Source organism: Novosphingobium sp., assembly GCF_027489515.1.
Classification (GTDB): domain Bacteria; phylum Pseudomonadota; class Alphaproteobacteria; order Sphingomonadales; family Sphingomonadaceae; genus Novosphingobium.
Map to the genome: position 1 here is coordinate 1 of NZ_JAIXZS010000005.1, position 17,605 is coordinate 17,605.

The following is a 17,605-nucleotide window of genomic DNA, read 5'->3' on the forward strand; positions in this document are numbered from 1 at the left end:
CCGGCCGAGACGCGTGAACGGGCTGGCAAGGGAGCCTCCCGTGCACTTCGTCGCGAAGGCCGCACCCCCGCCGTGATCTACGGCGGCAATCAGGATCCGGTTGCGATCCACGTCGAAGAGAAGGAACTGCGCCGCCAGCTTGGCACCGGCCACTTCTTCAACTCGATCGTCGAGCTCACCGTCGGCGGCGAAACCGTTCGCACGCTGCCCAAGGACGTTGCCTTCCACCCGGTTTCGGAGCGCCCGCTCCATGCCGATTTCCTCCGCATCTCGGCCAATGCTCCGGTCGAAGTCGCCGTTCCGGTGATTTTCGTGAACGAAGCGAAGTCGCCCGGCCTCAAGAAGGGCGGCGTGCTCAACATCGTTCGTCACGAGCTTGAGCTGATCTGCGAAGCCGACAAGATTCCCGACGACATCTCGATCGACGTCTCGGGCGTGGATATCGGCGATTCGATCCACATCAGCAGCGTCACGCTGCCGGCTGGTTCGCGCTCGGCGATCACCGACCGCGACTTCACGATCGCCACGATCGTTGCCCCGTCCGCGCTGAAGAGCGCCGAGGGCGATAACGAGACCCCGGCGGCCTGATCGCTGCCCGCGTCTGGATGCCCGGTCCCTTCCCCCAAGCGGAAGGGACCGGCACCAACGCCCTTCCCAGCCTGACTTAGGGAGACCCTCGCCATGCAGCTCTGGGTCGGCCTCGGCAATCCGGGACCCCAATACGCCCTCCACCGGCACAATGTCGGCTTCATGGCGATCGACACGATCGCCGAGGTGCATTCGTTCGGCCCTGTGCAGAAGAAGTTCCAGGGCTGGGCGCAGGATGGCCGGATTGGACAGCAGCGCGTGATCCTGCTCAAACCCGCCACCTTCATGAACGAAAGTGGCCGCGCGGTGAGCGAGGCGCTGCGCTTCTACAAGCTCGCGCCGGACGCGCTCACCGTGTTCCACGACGAACTCGATCTCGCGCCCTTCAAGGTCAAGGTGAAGCAGGGCGGCGGCCATGCCGGACACAACGGTTTGCGTTCGATCGACCAGCACATCGGTCCCGATTTTCGCCGCGTGCGGCTCGGCATCGGGCACCCCGGCCACAAGGACCGCGTGATGGGTTACGTCCTTGGGAACTTCGCCAAGGCCGAGCAGGATGATCTTGTCACCATGCTCGGCGCCGTGGCCGGAGAGGCAGAATGGCTCGCCTCAGGGGCTGATGCGCGGTTCATGAACGATGTCGCGTTACGCCAAAATTAACTGTTTCAAGCGTCGGCCAGGCTTACAGCGACGCCATTTCCGAACAGGCGTTAACCAGTAAAATCGGCAGAAATGCGTATTTGGCATCAAGTTTGCTTTGTCAGGGTTTAACCACAGTTCACTGGCAAGGGAACAAAACCATGAAGCGTATCCTGCTAACCTCGGCGGCCCTGCTCGGCACCGCCATGATCTCGACCCCGGCTTCGGCCTGGTTCAAGCACACCCACTATTGCAACTGCGGCCACCCGTCGGGCGGCGGCATGTGCGGCAGCTCGACCACGAGCTCGACGACGACGGGCGGCACCACCACCACCGGCGGCACCACGACGACGTCGACCTCGGGTGGCACGACCACGACCGGTGGCACGACCACGACTGGCGGGACGACCACGACCGGCGGCACCACCACCACCGGCGGCACGACCACCTCGGGCGGCACGACCACTTCGGGCGGCACGCCGGTTCCCGAGCCGGGCATGCTCGGCATGATGGGCCTCGGCTTCGTCGGTCTCGCGCTGGCGCGTCGCCGCCGCCGCTGAAATCCGGCACACGCTCCTTGCCCCACCAACGTCCTTCACGGGGCCGCCATGCGACCCGTGAAGGACCGGTTGGGACAAGCAACGGCTAGGTGCGAAGTGCAAGGGCGATCGTTCGCCCTGAAAGATCAGCCGCTCGCTGCGGCTGCCCGCGCCAGATCGGCTCGGAACAGCCGGTTTGCCGGATCGAGCTGGCTTGCCGCCTTCATCAACCTCAGCATCTGATCGCGGTCGCGCCCTGCTTCGAGCCGGACCAGCGCGGCCGTGTGAAGCATATCGGCGTTGCGCGGCGCGAGATCGAGCGCCCGGTCGGCATAGCCCAGTGCAACATCGGCCTTCCCGACACGGGAGGCCGCCAGCGCCATTCGGCGGAGCACTTCGGGATCATTTTCATGCCCCGGGATCTGGCTGAACGTGGTCAGCGCCGTCTGCCAGTCCTGCCTGAACAGAGCCGCCTGGCCTGCGCTGACCAGTTGCTGGTTCGTCTTCAGGCCCGGCGAATGCAGCCGCGCCAGCAGCGCGCCGGCCACCGGATCGTTCGCCGCCTTCGCCGCGCGCACGGCCAGATCGAGTTCACGCTCCCCCGCCAGCACGCTGTCCGAAAGCGGCCGCACGGTGCGCAGCGCGCTCACCGGATCGCCGACCGCCAGCTGCGATTCGGCCAGCATGATCCGCGCATAGGGGTTCTGGGGCGAGAGCAGCAGCGCCTTGGCAAACATGGCGCGCGCGTGTTCGGGATGACCAAGCCGGAGCAGTGCCTCGGCATAGCTCATACCGTTTGCCGAACGCGGATCGAGCGTCAGTTCCTGCGATACCAGTGTCTTGCGCACGGTCTCCCAATCGCCCTTTTCCGAGGCGAGTAGCACCGTAAGGTCGGTTACTTCGGGATGATCGGGGGCAATTTTCGCCGCGCGCGCGACGAAAGCCAGCGCAGTATCGACCTGCCCGCGCATGTCCGCGAGGCTGGCCAACGCACTGAGCGGCTCCACGCGTGCGGGATACTTTTCGGCGGCGGCGGTATAGCTGCGCTGCGCCGTATCCAGCTGCCCCTGCTGCGCGGCGAGCGTACCCGCCATCATCAGCGTATCGAGCCAGTCCGGGCCAATCTGCCGCATCGTCTCGATTGTCTTGGCTGCGGCCGGGAAATCCTGCGCGGCAATAAGAAACCGCGAATAATCGTGCAGCAGCGCGTAATGGCGCCCATCGACCGCAAGACCGCGGCGCAGCGCCTCAAGCGCGGCAGGTCCGTTATCGAGCGCATTGTGCGCCGCCGCCCGCACGCGCCAGCCTTCCGCTGTTCCGTCGCGGCCAAGCAGATCGAGTGCGGCTTGCGGCTGGCCGCGCAGGATCGCCGCTTCAGCCTTCATCCGGACGAGTTCGGGGCTGGTGACGCCTGCTTCCTCGAGCCGGGACAGGGTGGCCTGCGCGCCGTCACCGTCACCAAGCTTCAGCTGGGTCCGGGCAAACAGCAGCAGCATGTCGCGGTTGCTGCCATCGGCGTCGAGCGCGCCCAGCACTTGCGCCCGCGCGGCGGCATAGTCTTCTGCGGCATAGGCCTTTTGCGCCGCGGCGAATTGCGCGGCCGGATCGGCATGCGAACAGGCCGAGACAAGCAGGAGGGCAGCAAGGAGGGCAGCGCGCTTCATCGCCCGCTGCATTAGAACCCAACCCCTGAAATTTCGGTGAAAATGAGCCATCTGCGGCAGAGTGCGAAATCGTTGGAATGGTTTACAAAGGCCCTCGCATTAATCATCCGGAATGGCGGTATTCTGGGAATGGCATGGTGTTTGCGATGAGTGGGGAGGATCACAATTTAACCACTCAGGGGCAGGGCCATGAACACCTTCACAAAGTATGCAGCACTGGCAGTTGTGGCATCGCTGACGGCGGCATCGCCCGCGCTTGCCGACTCGATGCTGTTCAATGCCGCCGACATCGGCAAGTCGGTCTCGCTCAACTACAATGGCTATGACAGCAACGGCGGCAGCTCGATCGCCGGACTGACCGGCTCGACCACGTTCACCCTCACGGGTGTTTCGGGCAATGATTACACGTTCGATTACGCTGTGGCGAACACCAGCTCGGCACCGGTGATCGATTCACGCATCTCGGGCTTTGCCTTCAACACCGATCCCGAGATCACCGGCGCGAACTCGACCGGGGCCTACAGCTACGCCCAGCTCAGTGGCAACTATCCCAACGGCATCGGCACGGTGGATGTGTGCTTCAAGGACGCCTCGACGGGTGCCTGCGCGGGCGGCGGCAGTGGCGGCCTGACTGCCGGCCAGACCGGTACGGGCACCTTCACGCTGAGCTTCGCCTCGCCGGTCTCGGCGCTGACACTCGGAAACTTCTTTGTCCGCTATCAGTCGATCAGCGGCGTCCCGGGCGTCAGCTCGGCCACGGGCGACGGCACGATCTCGAGCACCAGCGGCGGCAGCACGAGCGGCGGCAGCACGGGCGGAACGCCGGTTCCCGAGCCGGGCATGCTGGGCCTGTTTGGTGCCGGCATCATTGGCTTGGCGCTTGCGCGTCGCCGTCGCCAGACGGTCCGGGTCCAGTTCGCCGCAGCCTGATCCCCTAGCTCTGCGCAGAGAGAAAGGGCTCCGACCAGCCGGTCGGGGCCCTTTTCATGTGCCTTATCCGCGTTGCGCTTCGACAAGGTGCGCACGGATCGTGGCATTGCCGGGCGCCTTCTGCGCGGCGCGGCGCAGCAGATCGAGCGCGCGGCCCTTGTTGCTGCCGCTCTTGTGGAGCAACCAGCCGAGCGTATCCATGACCGAGGGATCATCCGGCGCGACCTCGATCGCGCGCTGGGCAAACCGCAGCGCCTTGTCCGTATTGCCGACCTCAGCCTGGGCCCAGGCCATATTGTTGAGCACCAGCGCGCTGCGCCCGTCCGTGAGTGCGAGGATCTGCTCGTAGGCGAGGATCGCGTTGCCCCAGTTGCCGGCCTTCATTGCGGTATCGGCTGCAGCCAGCGCCTGGCCGAGCGACTGCGGCGAGGGATAGCGCGCCCGGGCAGCGAAGAAGGCAGCATTCGGATCGCCAGCCGCCTCGGCCGCCTTGGCGAGCAGGCGCAGGTCCTCGGGCGCGGCGGCTTTGCTCTGCGCAAACGGCGTGAGCGTCTTGACCGCGCCCACCGCATCGCCTCCGGCAAGCTGCGCCTTGCCCAGCTCGCGCCGCAGCAGCACGCTTTCGGGATGGCGAGAGAGCATCGGCGTGAGCCGCGCTCGGGCCTGTTCAGGCTGACCAATGTGGGTGAGAACTTGCGCGTAGAGCACATTAGCGTCGTCGCGGTCCGTGAGCTTGTCCTCATTGGCCTGAAGGATATCGCGCGCAGCGCTCCAATCGCCCTTGGCTGCAGCGAGCCGCGCCTTGAGATAGGCCATCGTGCCATCGGTGCTGGTGCCCTGGAAGCCCGCAAGCAGCGCGGCAAGCTCGTCGGTGCGGCCAAGATCGCCGAGGATCGCGGCTTGTCCGGTGAGCGCGGGAACATTGCCGGGATAGCGTTTGCCCGCGTTTGCATAGGCGGCCAGCGCATGGCCCAGCCGGCCCTCCGCCGTCGCGACTTCGCCATCGACAAGCATGGCATCAAGAAGATCGCCATCGGCGGCGAGCGCCTGATCGGCAAGGCGGCGCGCTTCGGCTGTGTTGCCGTCCATCAGCTTGAGGCGCGAGAGGCTTGCCAGCAGCGCGGCATGGCGTGGCTCGGCAGCGAGGCCGGCCTGAAACGCCCGCTCCGCCCCCGGCCTATCGCCCTGCATCAGCAGCGCGAGGCCGCGCAGCCGGTGCGCGGCGGCAGAGGTATCTTGGCCGAGCGCGGTGAGCGCTTCTTGCGCCTGCCCGCGCAGCAGCGCGGCTTCGGCCAGCAGGCGGTTGAAATCAGCTGGCTTGCGTGCGGCAGCGAGCTTCTCGAGGCTGGCGCCTGCCGCAATACCATCGCCCATCGCCAGCGCGTTGCGGGCATGCAGTTCGAGCAATGCCGGATCGTTGGGATTGGCCGCGAGCGCGGCGGCCAGATCGGTCTGCGCAGCCAGATACTGGTTCGCGGCAAATTCGCCCTGCGCCTTGGCGGCAAGCGCCTTGGGATCGGAACCGCATCCGCCCAGAACAAGGGCCAGCGCAAGCGCCGAAAGCGCAAGGGGCGACGGGGCAATCCGGATCATATGGGCCGTTCCTTCCGCGCTCCGCTGAGGCGGGACGCCGCATTACATTCAGAACGGACCTAAGCTCCAACCCTTGAAATTTTGGTGAAGGAGGCGCGACTCTAACCCGCCCAGCCGGCGATCCTCCCCGCCGCGATCCCCTTGCCGAGCGTGAAGCTGGAACCGACAGCCGCGACCACGGCGGTGCGCCGGTCGAGCCCGAGCAATTCGCGCAGGCGGACCGTCGCCTCGATCCCGGTGCAATGGGCGGCGAAGAGATAGGCGAGACCCTTGAGCCGCCCCGCAGTCTCGACCAGCACGGCATCGGACTTGGCGAACAAGTGGATGCCGCCGATCACCGCATGGAGGCGGTCATCACCCGTGATCGCTCTGGCATCGTCCGCAATGTTCATGATTCCGGCATGGCCACACCCGGTCACGATCACCACGCCTTGCGCCGTGGCGACAACCAGCGAGGTATCCTCACGCAGCGTATCGGGCACGAGATCGCTGCCCGTCTTGACGAAGAGGCCGGGGCTCCAGTTGGTTTCGGCATGCCCGCGCGGCACCGGCCCGGTCAACCAGACACCGGCGGCGATCTCGGCCGGGCCGGATAGCTGCTGGATGCGCCCGCCGATATCGAGATAGGCCTTGGCGAGCGCCGGAAAATCGTTCTCGGTCTCGCCGCCCTGCCCGTCCTTGGTAAAGCGCGGAGCGAAGATACCCTCCCCCACATAGAGGTGCGAAAGCGCTGCCGGGTTCTTGAGCATCAGCGCCTTGCGCAGGGTGAGCAGGCCGCCGGTATGATCATTGTGAAAATGCGAGATGACCACGTCCTCGACGTTCGAGAGATCGATCTTCAGCGCCTCGGCATTCTTGAGCACGGTATCGGGATTGGCGCCGGTATCGAACAGGATGCGCTTCCCATCGACCTCGACGAGCGCGGCATATCCCCACTCGCCGAAGCCATCGAGGTCGGCCAGCATGGTCGAAAACGTCGTAACCTTGAGCGCCTGCACCTGATGCGCCGACCGGTCGGCAGCCAGCGCGGCAGTGCCGGCGAAGGCTGCCAGAACCGTAATCAACCATGCCAGCCAGTACTTCATCGCCCTCAGCCCCTTGACCTTGCCGCTTCGGGATACCATCGCGCCCGACAGGATCTCGGACAAGGCTTTTCCCGTCCGATCCGTTGGACAAGGACAAGCACATGGGTTTTCGCTGCGGGATTGTCGGACTGCCGAACGTGGGCAAGTCGACGCTGTTCAACGCGCTGACCGAGACGCAGGCGGCGCAAGCGGCCAATTATCCGTTCTGCACGATCGAGCCCAATATCGGGAACGTGGGCGTGCCAGACCCGCGCCTCGACAAGCTGGCGGCGATTGCGGGCAGCCAGAAGATCATCCCGACCCAGTTGGGCTTTGTCGATATCGCCGGCCTTGTGCGCGGGGCATCGAAGGGCGAAGGGCTCGGCAACCAGTTTCTCGGCAATATCCGCGAGGTGGACGCGATCGTCCACGTGCTGCGCTGCTTCGAGAATGCGGACATCCAGCATGTCGACAACAAGGTCGATCCGATCTCCGATGCCGAGACGGTCGAGACCGAGTTGATGCTCTCGGACCTCGAAAGCCTCGAGAAGCGGGTGCCCGCTGCACAGAAGAAGGCGGCGCAGGGCGACAAGGAAGCGAAGATCACGGCCTCGGTGCTCGGCCAGGCGCTCGAACTGCTGCGCGAAGGCAAGCCCGCACGGCTCACCCAGCCCAAGGACGACGAGGAAGCGCGCGTCTTTGCGCAGGCACAGCTGATCACCGCCAAGCCGGTGCTCTATGTCTGCAACGTGGAGGAAGAAGCTGCCGCTACCGGCAACGACTTCTCCGCCCGCGTGTTCGAGAAGGCCAAGGCCGAAGGGGCCAACGCGGTCGTCGTCTCCGCCGCGATCGAGGCCGATATCGTGACGATGCCGCTCGAGGACCGGGGCGAATTCCTCGCTGCACTGGGGCTGGAGGAAGCCGGCCTCGCGAAGATCATCCGCGCAGGGTATGATCTGCTCCACCTCCTTACCTTCTTCACCGTCGGCCCCAAGGAAGCGCGCGCCTGGACGGTCCATGCCGGAGCCAAGGCGCCCGAAGCGGCGGGCGAAATCCATTCGGACATGCAGCGCGGCTTCATCCGCGCCGAGACCATTGCCTACGAGGACTTCGTGACGCTGGGCGGCGAAGCGGCGGCGCGCGATGCGGGCAAGCTCAGGCAGGAAGGCAAGGAATACGTTGTGCGCGACGGCGACGTGATGCACTTCAAGTTCAATGTTTGAGGCTGATCACATGCAACATTACGAGGATCTCGAAGTCGGCAAGGTGACCAAGTACGGCCACTATGAGGTGACCCGCGAGGAAGTGATCGAGTTCGCAAGGAAGTACGATCCGCAGGCCTTCCACCTTGACGACGACGCGGCGGCCGCAACGCACTTCGGCCGCCTTTCGGCCAGCGGCTGGCACACCGCGGCGATGACCATGTCGATGACGGTGGCGAACCTTCTGAACAACAAGCAGGCAGGCCTCGGCTCGCCCGGGGTCGATGAACTGCGCTGGATCAAACCTGTCTATCCCGGCGACACGCTGCGCTGCGAGAACACGCTGCTGGAGAAGCGCCGCAGCAAGACCCGGCCGGAAATGGGCATCATCAAGGGCGAGACGCGCGTCTACAACCAGAACGACGAACTGGTGATGAGCTTCAAGGCGCTCGGCCTCGTCGCGACGCGCGATCCGGCGGGAACGGACTGAAGGCACGCATGGAAATCCGGCCTTACGAAACACCGGATTTCGATGGGCTCGATGCGCTCTGGCGCGAGGCGTTTCCGAACGATCCGCCGCGCAACCGGGCGGAACAGTCCGTCCCGGCCAAGCTGGCGATGAACGACGACCTGCTGTTCGTTGCGGTGGATGAGGGCCGCGTCATCGGCTCGATCATGGCGGGCTATGATGGGCACCGCGGCTGGCTCTATTCCGTCGCCGTGCGGCAGGATGCCAAGCGGCGCGGGATCGGCACCGCGCTGGTGCAGACCGCCGAGGCGGCTTTGCGGAAGCTGGGCTGCTGCAAGATCAACCTGCAAGTGCGCAGCACCAACGCGGCGGTGATCGCATTCTACAAGGGGCTCGGCTTCACGGTGGAGGAGCACATCAGCATGGGCCGCCTGCTCTAGCAGCGAAAGCCCCTCACATCGGCTTGCACTGCACGACGCCCTTGGCGAAGAACTGGATGCGGCCTTGCGGGTCCATGATCGTGAGGCTGGTGGCGAGGGTCTTGACCACGCCGTTCTCGATCGGCTTGGCATCGGGCAGCGGCGCGATCAGCAGGATGCGGTCGGTTCCGAGATAGCGGGTACGTGCGGTTTCGGGGAGGATCTGGCTCTTTTTGTCGGCCGGGATGCGTTCGATCTTGCCCTTGACCTTGATGATCGCCTCGCCTTCCTGCGCAAGCGCCAGCGCGGACATGCCGCCGCCTTCCGGGGTGAAGTTGCAGCCGCCGCCGTAGAGCTCGTTATCCTTGATATCGGGATAGGTGATCGGCTCGGGCTGGATGGTGGTCGCGGGGGGCGGCGGCGGCGGACCGGATCCGCCACAGGCGGCCAGCAGCAGCACCAGACCCAAAGCAATTCCCCGCATCATTTCCTCCCGAAGAGCTTCTCGATATCGCCATGGGCCAGCTTGATCCACGTCGGGCGGCCATGGTTGCACTGTCCCGAGCGCGGCGTCACTTCCATTTCGCGCAGAAGCGCATTCATTTCCGCGACGCTGAGTACGCGCCCGGCCCTTACCGAACCATGGCATGCCATGGTTGCCAAAACGAGATCGCGTTTCTCGCCCAGCAGCAAGGCCGCGCCGTTCTTTGCGAGATCGTCCGCCACATCGCGGACCAGCGCCTGAACATCTCCACCCTTCAGCACCGCCGGAACGCTGCGCACGAGCATCGCGGCAGGCCCGAACCGTTCGAGCGCGAGGCCGTAGGCGGCGAGTTCGGCAGCGGCTTCCTCGAGCCGGTCGCAGGAGGGTTCGTCAAGCTCGACCACCTCGGGCAGCAGCAGCGCCTGCGCCGGGGCAGTACCCTCCCCTGCCCCGGCAGCGCGCAGGCGTTCAAGCACAAGGCGTTCATGCGCAGCGTGCTGATCGACGAGAACAAGCCCGTCTTCTGCCTCGGCGACGATATAGGTCGCCGCGATCTGCCCGCGCGCAACGCCGAGCGGGTGGCTTGGGACGGCCTCCACAGCAGGCTCGGCGCGCGCGGCAGGGGGCGCCATCATCGCCGCTTCATAGCCGCGCCAGGTCTGCCCGGCCTCGGAGACGCGCGGAGCGGTGGGCTGGCTCTGAAAGAAGAGGTTGGACTGCGGCACGGGACCGGGCACGATGGGCTCTGCCTGCCAGGCGCGCATGGCGGCGGCGTCTGGCGCCTGCGCGGAGCGGCGGTCGCCCGTCATCAGCGCCTGCCGCAGGCCCGAGACGATCATCCCGCGCACCAGAGCGGGATCGCGGAAGCGCACTTCCGTCTTGGCCGGGTGGACGTTGACGTCGACTTCCTCGGGCGGGACCTCGAGGAACAGTGCGAGCACGGCGTGGCGATCCCGCGCCAGCATGTCGGCATAGGCCCCGCGCACCGCGCCGATCAGCAGCTTGTCCTTCACCGGGCGGCCATTGACGAAGAGGTACTGGTGATCGGCGACGCCGCGATTGTAGGTCGGCAGACCCGCCACGCCCATGAGGTGGAAGGACCCGCGCACCAGATCGACCGCCACCGCGTTGTCGTGCAGTTCACGCGCCACAAGCTGTGCGGTGCGGGCCGCCAGCGTATCGCCCGGCTGGACCGAGAGCGCGCGGCGACCATCATGTTCGAGAGTGAACCCGATATCGGGCCGCGCGAGGGCAAGGCGGCGCACCACGTCGAGGCTGGCAGCCCATTCGGCGCGCGCGCTGCGCAGGAACTTGCGCCGCGCGGGGACTTTGCCGAACAGGTCCTCGACCCTGACGCGCGTGCCCGGCGGCAGTGCGGCGGGACCATCGGAAACAACCATGCCGTGATCGACCACGCGCGCCCAGGCCTCGCCAGCAGTGCCTGCGCGGCTCTCGATGGTAACGCGCGCAACGGAGGCGATCGAAGGCAGCGCCTCGCCCCGGAAGCCCAGGGTCGCGACCATCTCGATTGCTTCATCGGGCAGCTTGGAGGTGGCGTGCCGCTCCAGCGCCAGCGCAATCTCGTCGGCGCGCATGCCGCAGCCGTCGTCGGTCACTTCTATCAGTGACAGTCCGCCCTCCGCCAGCCGCACCGAAATGTGGGTCGCGCCCGCGTCGATCGCGTTCTCGACGAGCTCCTTGAGCGCGCTCGCCGGGCGCTCGACGACCTCGCCCGCAGCGATGCGATTGACGAGATTTTCGGGCAGACGCCGGATGGTTCGCGCGGGCTGGGACATGAAGAAACCCAGCCTAGCGACGAAGCCGCGTTTTTTCGAGGCCAGCGCCCGTACTTATCCCGCAAACAAGCGCACAAAATATTGGGTTTTGCTCGGCGGCCCTGCTAATGCGCGCACTTCGCCAGCCTCGCCAAAGCCCCTCTCGCCCTTTGCGCGGGCGGGCCCAACCGCAGATTTATACGGATTTCCTGATGGCCTCGATGCTTTCCCGATTCTTCAAGTTCGGTTCCCAGAACATCGCAATCGATCTCGGCACCGCCAACACGCTGGTCTACGTGCAGGACCGTGGCATCGTGCTCAATGAACCTTCGGTCGTCGCGATCGAGACGATCAACGGCATCAAGCGGGTCAAGGCCGTAGGCGACGATGCCAAGATGATGATGGGCAAGACGCCGGACAACATCGAGGCGATCCGCCCTCTGCGTGACGGCGTGATCGCCGATATCGAAGTCGCGGAAGAGATGATCAAGCATTTCATCCGCAAGGTGAACGGCTCGAAGAGCCTGCTGCGCTATCCTGAAATCGTGATCTGCGTGCCTTCGGGCTCCACCTCGGTCGAGCGCCGCGCGATCCGTGACGCGGCGAGCAACGCCGGGGCAAGCCAGGTGTTCCTCATCCTCGAACCGATGGCCGCGGCAATCGGCGCCGATATGCCGGTGACCGAGCCGGTCGGCTCGATGGTCGTCGATATCGGCGGCGGCACCACAGAAGTCGCGGTGCTGTCGCTGCGCGGCCTTGCCTACACCACCTCGGTGCGCGTGGGCGGGGACAAGATGGACGAGGCGATTGTCTCCTACGTTCGTCGTCACCACAACCTGCTGATCGGCGAATCGACCGCCGAGCGGATCAAGAAGGACTTCGGCATCGCGATCGTGCCGGCCGACGGCGTGGGCGAGACGATCCACATCAAGGGCCGCGACCTTGTGAACGGCGTGCCCAAGGAAATCACCATCACGCAGGCCAATGTCGCCGAAGCGCTCTCCGAACCGATCGGCGCTATTGTCGAAGGCGTGCGCATCGCGCTGGAAAACACCGCGCCTGAACTCGCGGCTGACATCGTCGACCAGGGCATCGTGCTGACGGGCGGCGGCGCGCTGATTCGCGGGCTCGACGAGCACCTGCGCGACGAGACGGGCCTGCCCGTCAGCGTGGCGGAAGACCCGCTTTCGTGCGTCGCGCTCGGCACCGGCCGTGCGATGGAAGATCCGATCTACCGCGGCGTGCTGATGACGGCGTGATGCCGCATGGCGCCGCGTCGGGTCGCATAAGGAAGGGTTGCTAGATGGCGCGGTCGCAGGATCGGCGCCCGGGCTTTTCGCGCAGGGCGCAATACGGAATCTTCACCGGCTACGTCATCGCCGTGGCCGGGTTCCTTGCGGGCGTGGGACTCCTGATTGTAAGCATCGTCAATCCCTCCGCATTCAGCTCGGTGCGCGGCGCGGCGAGCGAGATCGCCCGCCCGGCCGGTGAAGCGGGCGCCGAGACGCGCGCAGCCGGCCAGAGCGTGGTCGCGGCCATCGGTGCCTATTTCCAGGCCGGCCGCCAGAATGCCGCGCTCAGCCGCGAAGTTGCGGCCGCGCGCGCCAATGCGCTCACCATGCAGGCGCTTGAGGGCGAGAACCGCCGATTGAAGGCGCTGCTCGGCATTCTCGATCCGCAAGTGAAGCCCGTAGCCGCCGCGCGCCTTATCGGCTCGACCGCCGCAAGCGCGCGCCGCTATGCGGTGCTTTCGGCAGGCTCATCGCAAGGCGTACGCGCGGGCCAGCCGGTGCGCTCGGCTGCCGGTCTGATCGGCCGCGTGGTCGAAACCGGACCCGGCACGGCGCGCGTGCTGCTGGTTACCGATCCCGAAAACGTCGTGCCTGTCCGCCGCGCCCGCGATGGCCTTCCTGCCTTTGTCGAGGGCAAATCAGATGGCCGCATTGCAATCCGCTTGCTCAATATGGGCGTCAATCCGCTGAAGCGCGGCGATGTCTTCGTGACCTCGGGCTCGGGCGGGCTCTATCCGCCGGGCATCCCTGTCGCGGTGGTCACCGAGGTGCTCCACGATGGCGGCGTTGGCCACCTCGCCAGCGATCCCGCCGATGCCGATTTCGTGGTCGTGCTGCCGGTGTTCCAGCCCGCTGCCGTTACCGCGCTCGGTGAAAGCCAGCGGGCTGCCGGCCCAGCGCCGGAGCCGAGCGGCAACTGATGCCTTTTCCGCGCCTCCCTGAACTGCCCAGCTTGCCGATGCGGCCAGAGGACATTGTCCCCCAGCGGATCAACCGCGCGCCCTCGCCGCTACTCGCCTCGGGCCTGCCGTGGCTCTCGGTCATGCTGGCCTCGCTCGCTGCCTTTTCGCCGGTGATCGCCTCGGCCCCGGTCGTGCCGCCGCTTGCCTTCATGGTCTTCCTTGCCTGGCGGATGCTGCGCCCCAGCCTCCTGCCGCTGTGGGCCGGGCTCCCCCTCGGCGCGTTCGATGATCTGTTCAGCGGGCAGCCGTTCGGTTCCGGGATCGTGCTATGGTCGGCCGCGATGCTGGTGATGGATACCGTCGACAACCGCCTGCTGTGGCGCAGTTTCGCGCAGGACTGGGCCGTCGCCAGCCTGCTGATGAGCGCCTATCTGGTGCTCTCGGCGGGTATTGCGGGCCTTGCCGCGGCCTATCCGCTGCCGCTGGTGATTGGCCCGCAGCTCCTGGTGACGCTCGCGCTCTATCCGCTGCTCACCCGGCTGGTTGCGCTGCTGGACCGCATCCGCCTCCTGCCGCTCCGCTCGGTGTGATCCGATGCGCAGCACGTGGACATGGCCCTGGTCCAAGCCGACGAAGCCGCTTCCGGTCACCGGCGCGCAGCTCACCCATTCTTTCGAGCGACGGACTTTCGTACTCGGCATGGCGCAGGCGAGCGTCGGGGTGCTGCTTGCCGGGCGGCTCACCTGGCTCGCGGTGGCGGAAAACGCCAAGTATCAGGCGGCCTCCGAAAGCAACCGCGTCAACCTCACACTGATACCGCCCCGCCGCGGCTGGGTGATCGACCGCACCGGTGCGGCGCTCGCGGCAAACCGCGCCGATTTCCGCGTCGATCTCGTGCCCGATCGGGTGGTCGATGCCGATAGCGCGCTGGCGACCCTGTCGGAGCTTCTTGGCCTTACCGCGGACCGCGTCAGCGATATCAAGGACAAGCTCAAGAAGGCGCGCGGATTCCAGCCCGTCGAGGTCGCCTCGAACCTCGATTGGGACAAGTTCGCCGCGGTCAGTGTGCGCCTGCCCGAACTGCCGGGCGTGATCCCGCAGCGCGGTTTTTCGCGCTTCTATCCGACGGGCGCGGCCGTCGGCCATCTCGTCGGCTATGTCGGCCCGGCTTCAGCCGAGGACTACGAGAAGGAACGCAATCCGCTCCTCATCACCCCTGGCTTCAAGATCGGCAAGGACGGCCTCGAAAAGCACTTCGAGGAGCGCCTGCGCGGGGTTCCCGGTGCGCGGCGGGTCGAGGCGACTGCGGGCGGGCGCGTCGTCCGTGATCTCGGCACGCGCGAGGATGTGCCCGGTAAGCCGATCCAGCTCACCATCGATGCGGGGCTGCAGGACTATGCCGCGCGCCGCATCGGCCTCGAATCCGGCTCGGTCGTGGTGATGGACTGCGCCACCGGCGATGTGCTTGCGATGGTCTCGATGCCCAGCTTCGATCCCAACAGCTTTGCCGACGGGATCGGCCGCATCGAATGGAAGATGCTTTCCGAAGACGACCACGTACCCTTGCGCAACAAAGTGCTGCGCGGGCTCTATCCGCCCGGTTCGACGGTGAAGCCGATGGTCGCGCTTTCGTTCCTCGAAGCGGGCCTCGATCCCGAGGCCAGTGTCAATTGCGGTGGCGGCCTGCGCGTGGGCAACCGCGTGTTCCACTGCTGGAACCACCGCGGCCATGGCACGACCAATATGTCGAAAGGCATCTACCAGTCCTGCGACGTCTACTTCTACCACTTTGCGCAAGCGATCGGGATGGATCGTATTGCCGCGATGGCGCGGCGGCTGGGGCTCGGGCAGGAATTCCCGATGCCCTATCCCGGCCAATCCTATGGCACCGTGCCCGATCCTGCCTGGAAGCAGCGCAAGTACGGCAAGGAATGGGCGATCTACGATACCGTGAACGCCACGATCGGCCAGGGCTACATGCTGGTCAATCCGCTGCAGCAAGCGGTCATGGCCTCGCGCCTTGCCTCCGGCTTGCAGCTTACGCCCCGCTTGCTGATGGACCGCCACGCGCCGCACGCACCCTCGCTCGGCATCCGGCAGGATCACCTCGATCTGATCCACGCGGCGATGAACGAAGTGGTCAACGGTCGGGGCACGGCGGGCAAGGCGCGCCTGCCGGTTGAAGGCGTGCAGATGGCCGGCAAGACCGGTACCGCGCAAGTGGTCGGGCTCAACATCGGCAACGGCAAGGGCGGCCTGTGGAAGCACCGCGATCACGGCCACTTCATCTGCTTCGCACCCTTCGACAAGCCGCGCTATGCCTGCGCCGTCGCCATCGAGCACGGCGGGGGATCGGGTGCGGCTTATCCCATCGCGCGCGACGTGATGACCTTCCTGTTCGACCGCGCCAAGGCGATGGAAGTGCTGGAAGGCTACGAAAAGGAATGGGGCGGCAACGTGCAGCAGCGCATGACCGCCAAGTACAACGCCTATGCGGCCAGGTTCGGCGCGAGCGCACCCGCGGCGCCCGACGAGGCGCAGGCCGCCGAAGCGGTTGCGGCGGACAACTCCCCTGCACCCGAGCCTGCCGCCGCGCAGACCGACGCAGCACCGCCTGCGCCCGAGCCCGAGCCCGCGCCCGCCGAGACCACTGCGCCTGCCGCCACGGCACCGAACCCCGCCCCTTCTGCAGCGGCCCCCGCAGCGCCCGCGCCGCCGGGAGCCTGACGATGCAGCGCGCCTATATCCCCGCGTTCATCGCGCGCCAGCCCTGGGGCGTCATCCTGCCGCTCTCCGCGCTCGTCACCTTCGGAGGCGCGGTGCTCTATTCGGCGGCGGGTGGACACTTGATGCCCTGGGCGCTGCTCCACGTGCTGCGCTTCGCCGTGTTCCTTGCCATGGCGATGGTCGTCTCGCGCATCCCATCCACGTGGTTCAAGAACGCTGCGCTGCCCTCCTATGCGGTGCTCTGCGTGCTGCTGGTGCTGGTCGAACTGCTTGGCCGGGTCAGCGGTGGCAGCCAGCGCTGGCTCAATCTGGGCTTCATGCAGCTTCAGCCCTCCGAGCTGATGAAGCCGGGCATCGTGCTGGTGCTGGCGTGGTTCTACAGTGTGCTGCCACCGTCCGAAATCCGCACCTGGCGCGCGATTGCGCCGGCGGCGGTTCTTCTTGGGCTTCCTGCGGGGCTTGTCATGCTTCAGCCCGATCTTGGCACCGGGCTTGCAATCAGCTTCGGCGCGGTGGTGATCATGTTCCTTGCGGGCCTGCCGCTGTGGCTGTTCATCAGCGGCGGTGCGGCCGTGGCGGTGGCCGCTCCCCTCGCCTTCTTCACACTGCTCCATGATTACCAGCGCAAGCGCGTGCTGGTGTTCCTCGATCCAGAAAGCGATCCGCTGGGATCGGGCTACCACATCACCCAGTCGAAGATCGCGATCGGGTCGGGCGGCCTCTTCGGCAAGGGCTTCGGCCAAGGCTCGCAGAGCCACCTCGACTATCTGCCCGAGGCGCATACCGACTTTGTCTTCGCGACGATGGCAGAGGAGTGGGGCATGATCGGCGGGTTCTTCGTCCTCATCGTCTTTGCGCTGATCCTGCGCTGGGGCCTCAAGGTTGCCCTGCGCGCGCCGGACCGGTTCTCGCGCCTGCTTTCGGCGGGCATGGTGACGACGATCTTCTTCTACGTCTGCATCAACCTGATGATGGTCATGGGCCTTGCGCCGGTGGTGGGGATCCCCCTCCCCTTCGTCAGCCACGGCGGCTCTTCGATGATGACCAACATGCTGTGCATCGGCACCTTGATGGCGGTCGACCGCTGGTCGCGACCGATGGATGCAGGGCTTCGCTAGTTTTTCAAAATTGGGGCTTGGCAGGGCGGCAAAAAACGCTAAGGGGTGCGCTCCCGGTTGCCGGCAGCGGTACGGTGTGGACGCATAGCTCAGTTGGTAGAGCAGCTGACTCTTAATCAGCGGGTCCTAGGTTCGAGCCCTAGTGCGTCCACCAAACCTCCCCATCACAGCCTGATCTGCAACGGACTCTCCGCTCAGCG

Annotated in this window: 17 protein-coding genes and 1 tRNA gene; 13 read left to right on the forward strand and 5 right to left on the reverse strand. The window is 66.1% G+C overall.

The features are described 5' to 3' along the window. The 3 genes from Q0082_RS00165 to Q0082_RS00175 all read left to right on the forward strand — a co-directional run. Positions 1–588 (forward strand): 50S ribosomal protein L25/general stress protein Ctc (locus Q0082_RS00165; protein WP_298188529.1); only part of this gene is annotated, 588 nt, incomplete at its 5' end. A gap of 93 nt (positions 589–681) precedes the next feature. Then, positions 682–1,248, forward strand: coding sequence for an aminoacyl-tRNA hydrolase (gene pth, locus Q0082_RS00170; RefSeq protein WP_298188533.1), 567 nt, complete (start codon positions 682–684; stop codon positions 1,246–1,248). Between the two features lie 140 nt (positions 1,249–1,388). Then, entirely contained in the window at positions 1,389–1,787 is a 399-nt protein-coding gene (locus Q0082_RS00175) for a PEP-CTERM sorting domain-containing protein (protein ID WP_298188537.1), read from the forward strand. A gap of 125 nt (positions 1,788–1,912) precedes the next feature. Here the strand turns inward: Q0082_RS00175 and Q0082_RS00180 are convergent, their stop codons facing one another. After that, the gene (locus tag Q0082_RS00180; RefSeq protein ID WP_298188538.1) at positions 1,913–3,430 is read right to left on the reverse strand and encodes a tetratricopeptide repeat protein; all 1,518 of its coding nucleotides are present in this window, start codon (positions 3,428–3,430) and stop codon (positions 1,913–1,915) included. Positions 3,431–3,619: 189 nt separating this feature from the next. Between Q0082_RS00180 and Q0082_RS00185 the strand changes: the two genes are divergently transcribed. Further along, positions 3,620–4,360 carry a cistern family PEP-CTERM protein gene (locus tag Q0082_RS00185; RefSeq protein WP_298188540.1) on the forward strand — a complete coding sequence of 247 codons (741 nt, stop codon included), beginning with the start codon at positions 3,620–3,622 and terminating at the stop codon, positions 4,358–4,360. Between the two features lie 63 nt (positions 4,361–4,423). Here the strand turns inward: Q0082_RS00185 and Q0082_RS00190 are convergent, their stop codons facing one another. Together Q0082_RS00190 and Q0082_RS00195 are read right to left on the reverse strand one after the other, a co-directional pair. After that, a complete protein-coding gene (locus Q0082_RS00190; RefSeq protein ID WP_298188543.1) occupies positions 4,424–5,953 on the reverse strand; it encodes a tetratricopeptide repeat protein in 1,530 nt (509 codons plus the stop codon). A gap of 101 nt (positions 5,954–6,054) precedes the next feature. Continuing rightward, positions 6,055–7,101: an MBL fold metallo-hydrolase gene (locus Q0082_RS00195; RefSeq protein WP_298188547.1), complete on the reverse strand. Its 1,047-nt coding sequence runs from the start codon at positions 7,099–7,101 to the stop codon at positions 6,055–6,057. 38 nt (positions 7,102–7,139) lie between these two features. Between Q0082_RS00195 and ychF the strand changes: the two genes are divergently transcribed. The 3 genes from ychF to Q0082_RS00210 are packed head-to-tail and all read left to right on the forward strand — an operon-like array spanning position 7,140 to position 9,128. Continuing rightward, positions 7,140–8,240, forward strand: coding sequence for a redox-regulated ATPase YchF (gene ychF, locus Q0082_RS00200; RefSeq protein ID WP_298188549.1), 1,101 nt, complete (start codon positions 7,140–7,142; stop codon positions 8,238–8,240). A 10-nt stretch (positions 8,241–8,250) separates the two neighbouring features. Continuing rightward, positions 8,251–8,709, forward strand: coding sequence for a MaoC family dehydratase (locus tag Q0082_RS00205; RefSeq protein WP_298188551.1), 459 nt, complete (start codon positions 8,251–8,253; stop codon positions 8,707–8,709). A gap of 8 nt (positions 8,710–8,717) precedes the next feature. After that, on the forward strand, positions 8,718–9,128 hold the full coding sequence (locus Q0082_RS00210) for a GNAT family acetyltransferase (RefSeq protein WP_298188554.1): 411 nt from the start codon (positions 8,718–8,720) through the stop codon (positions 9,126–9,128). Positions 9,129–9,141: 13 nt separating this feature from the next. Here Q0082_RS00210 and Q0082_RS00215 read toward each other — a convergent pair whose 3' ends face one another. Continuing rightward, entirely contained in the window at positions 9,142–9,594 is a 453-nt protein-coding gene (locus tag Q0082_RS00215; protein ID WP_298188557.1) for a hypothetical protein, read from the reverse strand. After that, positions 9,591–11,387 (reverse strand): DNA mismatch repair endonuclease MutL, encoded by a 1,797-nt coding sequence (gene mutL, locus Q0082_RS00220; RefSeq protein ID WP_298188560.1) that lies wholly within the window; start codon positions 11,385–11,387, stop codon positions 9,591–9,593. Before mutL ends, Q0082_RS00215 begins: the two co-directional genes overlap by 4 nt. Positions 11,388–11,578: 191 nt before the next feature. Here mutL and Q0082_RS00225 point away from each other — a divergent pair, with 191 nt between their 5' ends. The 6 genes from Q0082_RS00225 to Q0082_RS00250 all read left to right on the forward strand — a co-directional run bounded on the left by Q0082_RS00225 (position 11,579) and on the right by Q0082_RS00250 (position 17,559). Then, positions 11,579–12,625 carry a rod shape-determining protein gene (locus Q0082_RS00225; protein WP_298188563.1) on the forward strand — a complete coding sequence of 349 codons (1,047 nt, stop codon included), beginning with the start codon at positions 11,579–11,581 and terminating at the stop codon, positions 12,623–12,625. Positions 12,626–12,669: 44 nt separating this feature from the next. After that, positions 12,670–13,578, forward strand: a complete 909-nt coding sequence (gene mreC, locus Q0082_RS00230; RefSeq protein WP_298188565.1) for a rod shape-determining protein MreC — start codon at positions 12,670–12,672, stop codon at positions 13,576–13,578. Further along, positions 13,578–14,150, forward strand: coding sequence for a rod shape-determining protein MreD (locus Q0082_RS00235; RefSeq protein ID WP_298188568.1), 573 nt, complete (start codon positions 13,578–13,580; stop codon positions 14,148–14,150). Before mreC ends, Q0082_RS00235 begins: the two co-directional genes overlap by 1 nt. 4 nt (positions 14,151–14,154) lie before the next feature. After that, positions 14,155–16,287: a penicillin-binding protein 2 gene (gene mrdA / locus Q0082_RS00240; protein ID WP_298188570.1), complete on the forward strand. Its 2,133-nt coding sequence runs from the start codon at positions 14,155–14,157 to the stop codon at positions 16,285–16,287. A 2-nt stretch (positions 16,288–16,289) separates the two neighbouring features. Further along, positions 16,290–17,405 carry a rod shape-determining protein RodA gene (rodA, locus tag Q0082_RS00245; RefSeq protein ID WP_298188572.1) on the forward strand — a complete coding sequence of 372 codons (1,116 nt, stop codon included), beginning with the start codon at positions 16,290–16,292 and terminating at the stop codon, positions 17,403–17,405. Between the two features lie 78 nt (positions 17,406–17,483). Then, positions 17,484–17,559: transfer RNA gene (locus Q0082_RS00250), tRNA-Lys, on the forward strand. Positions 17,560–17,605: the final 46 nt, after the last annotated feature.

Coding starts and splice junctions, on each gene's coding strand:
- rodA (WP_298188572.1), top strand. CDS start 16,290: ATGCAGCGCGCCTATATCCCCGCGTTCATCGCGCGCCAGCCCTGGGGC.
- Q0082_RS00190 (WP_298188543.1), bottom strand. CDS start 5,953: ATGATCCGGATTGCCCCGTCGCCCCTTGCGCTTTCGGCGCTTGCGCTG.
- Q0082_RS00215 (WP_298188557.1), bottom strand. CDS start 9,594: ATGATGCGGGGAATTGCTTTGGGTCTGGTGCTGCTGCTGGCCGCCTGT.
- Q0082_RS00180 (WP_298188538.1), bottom strand. CDS start 3,430: ATGAAGCGCGCTGCCCTCCTTGCTGCCCTCCTGCTTGTCTCGGCCTGT.
- Q0082_RS00185 (WP_298188540.1), top strand. CDS start 3,620: ATGAACACCTTCACAAAGTATGCAGCACTGGCAGTTGTGGCATCGCTG.
- mrdA (WP_298188570.1), top strand. CDS start 14,155: ATGCGCAGCACGTGGACATGGCCCTGGTCCAAGCCGACGAAGCCGCTT.
- ychF (WP_298188549.1), top strand. CDS start 7,140: ATGGGTTTTCGCTGCGGGATTGTCGGACTGCCGAACGTGGGCAAGTCG.
- Q0082_RS00235 (WP_298188568.1), top strand. CDS start 13,578: ATGCCTTTTCCGCGCCTCCCTGAACTGCCCAGCTTGCCGATGCGGCCA.
- Q0082_RS00205 (WP_298188551.1), top strand. CDS start 8,251: ATGCAACATTACGAGGATCTCGAAGTCGGCAAGGTGACCAAGTACGGC.
- Q0082_RS00175 (WP_298188537.1), top strand. CDS start 1,389: ATGAAGCGTATCCTGCTAACCTCGGCGGCCCTGCTCGGCACCGCCATG.
- mreC (WP_298188565.1), top strand. CDS start 12,670: ATGGCGCGGTCGCAGGATCGGCGCCCGGGCTTTTCGCGCAGGGCGCAA.
- Q0082_RS00210 (WP_298188554.1), top strand. CDS start 8,718: ATGGAAATCCGGCCTTACGAAACACCGGATTTCGATGGGCTCGATGCG.
- mutL (WP_298188560.1), bottom strand. CDS start 11,387: ATGTCCCAGCCCGCGCGAACCATCCGGCGTCTGCCCGAAAATCTCGTC.
- Q0082_RS00225 (WP_298188563.1), top strand. CDS start 11,579: ATGGCCTCGATGCTTTCCCGATTCTTCAAGTTCGGTTCCCAGAACATC.
- pth (WP_298188533.1), top strand. CDS start 682: ATGCAGCTCTGGGTCGGCCTCGGCAATCCGGGACCCCAATACGCCCTC.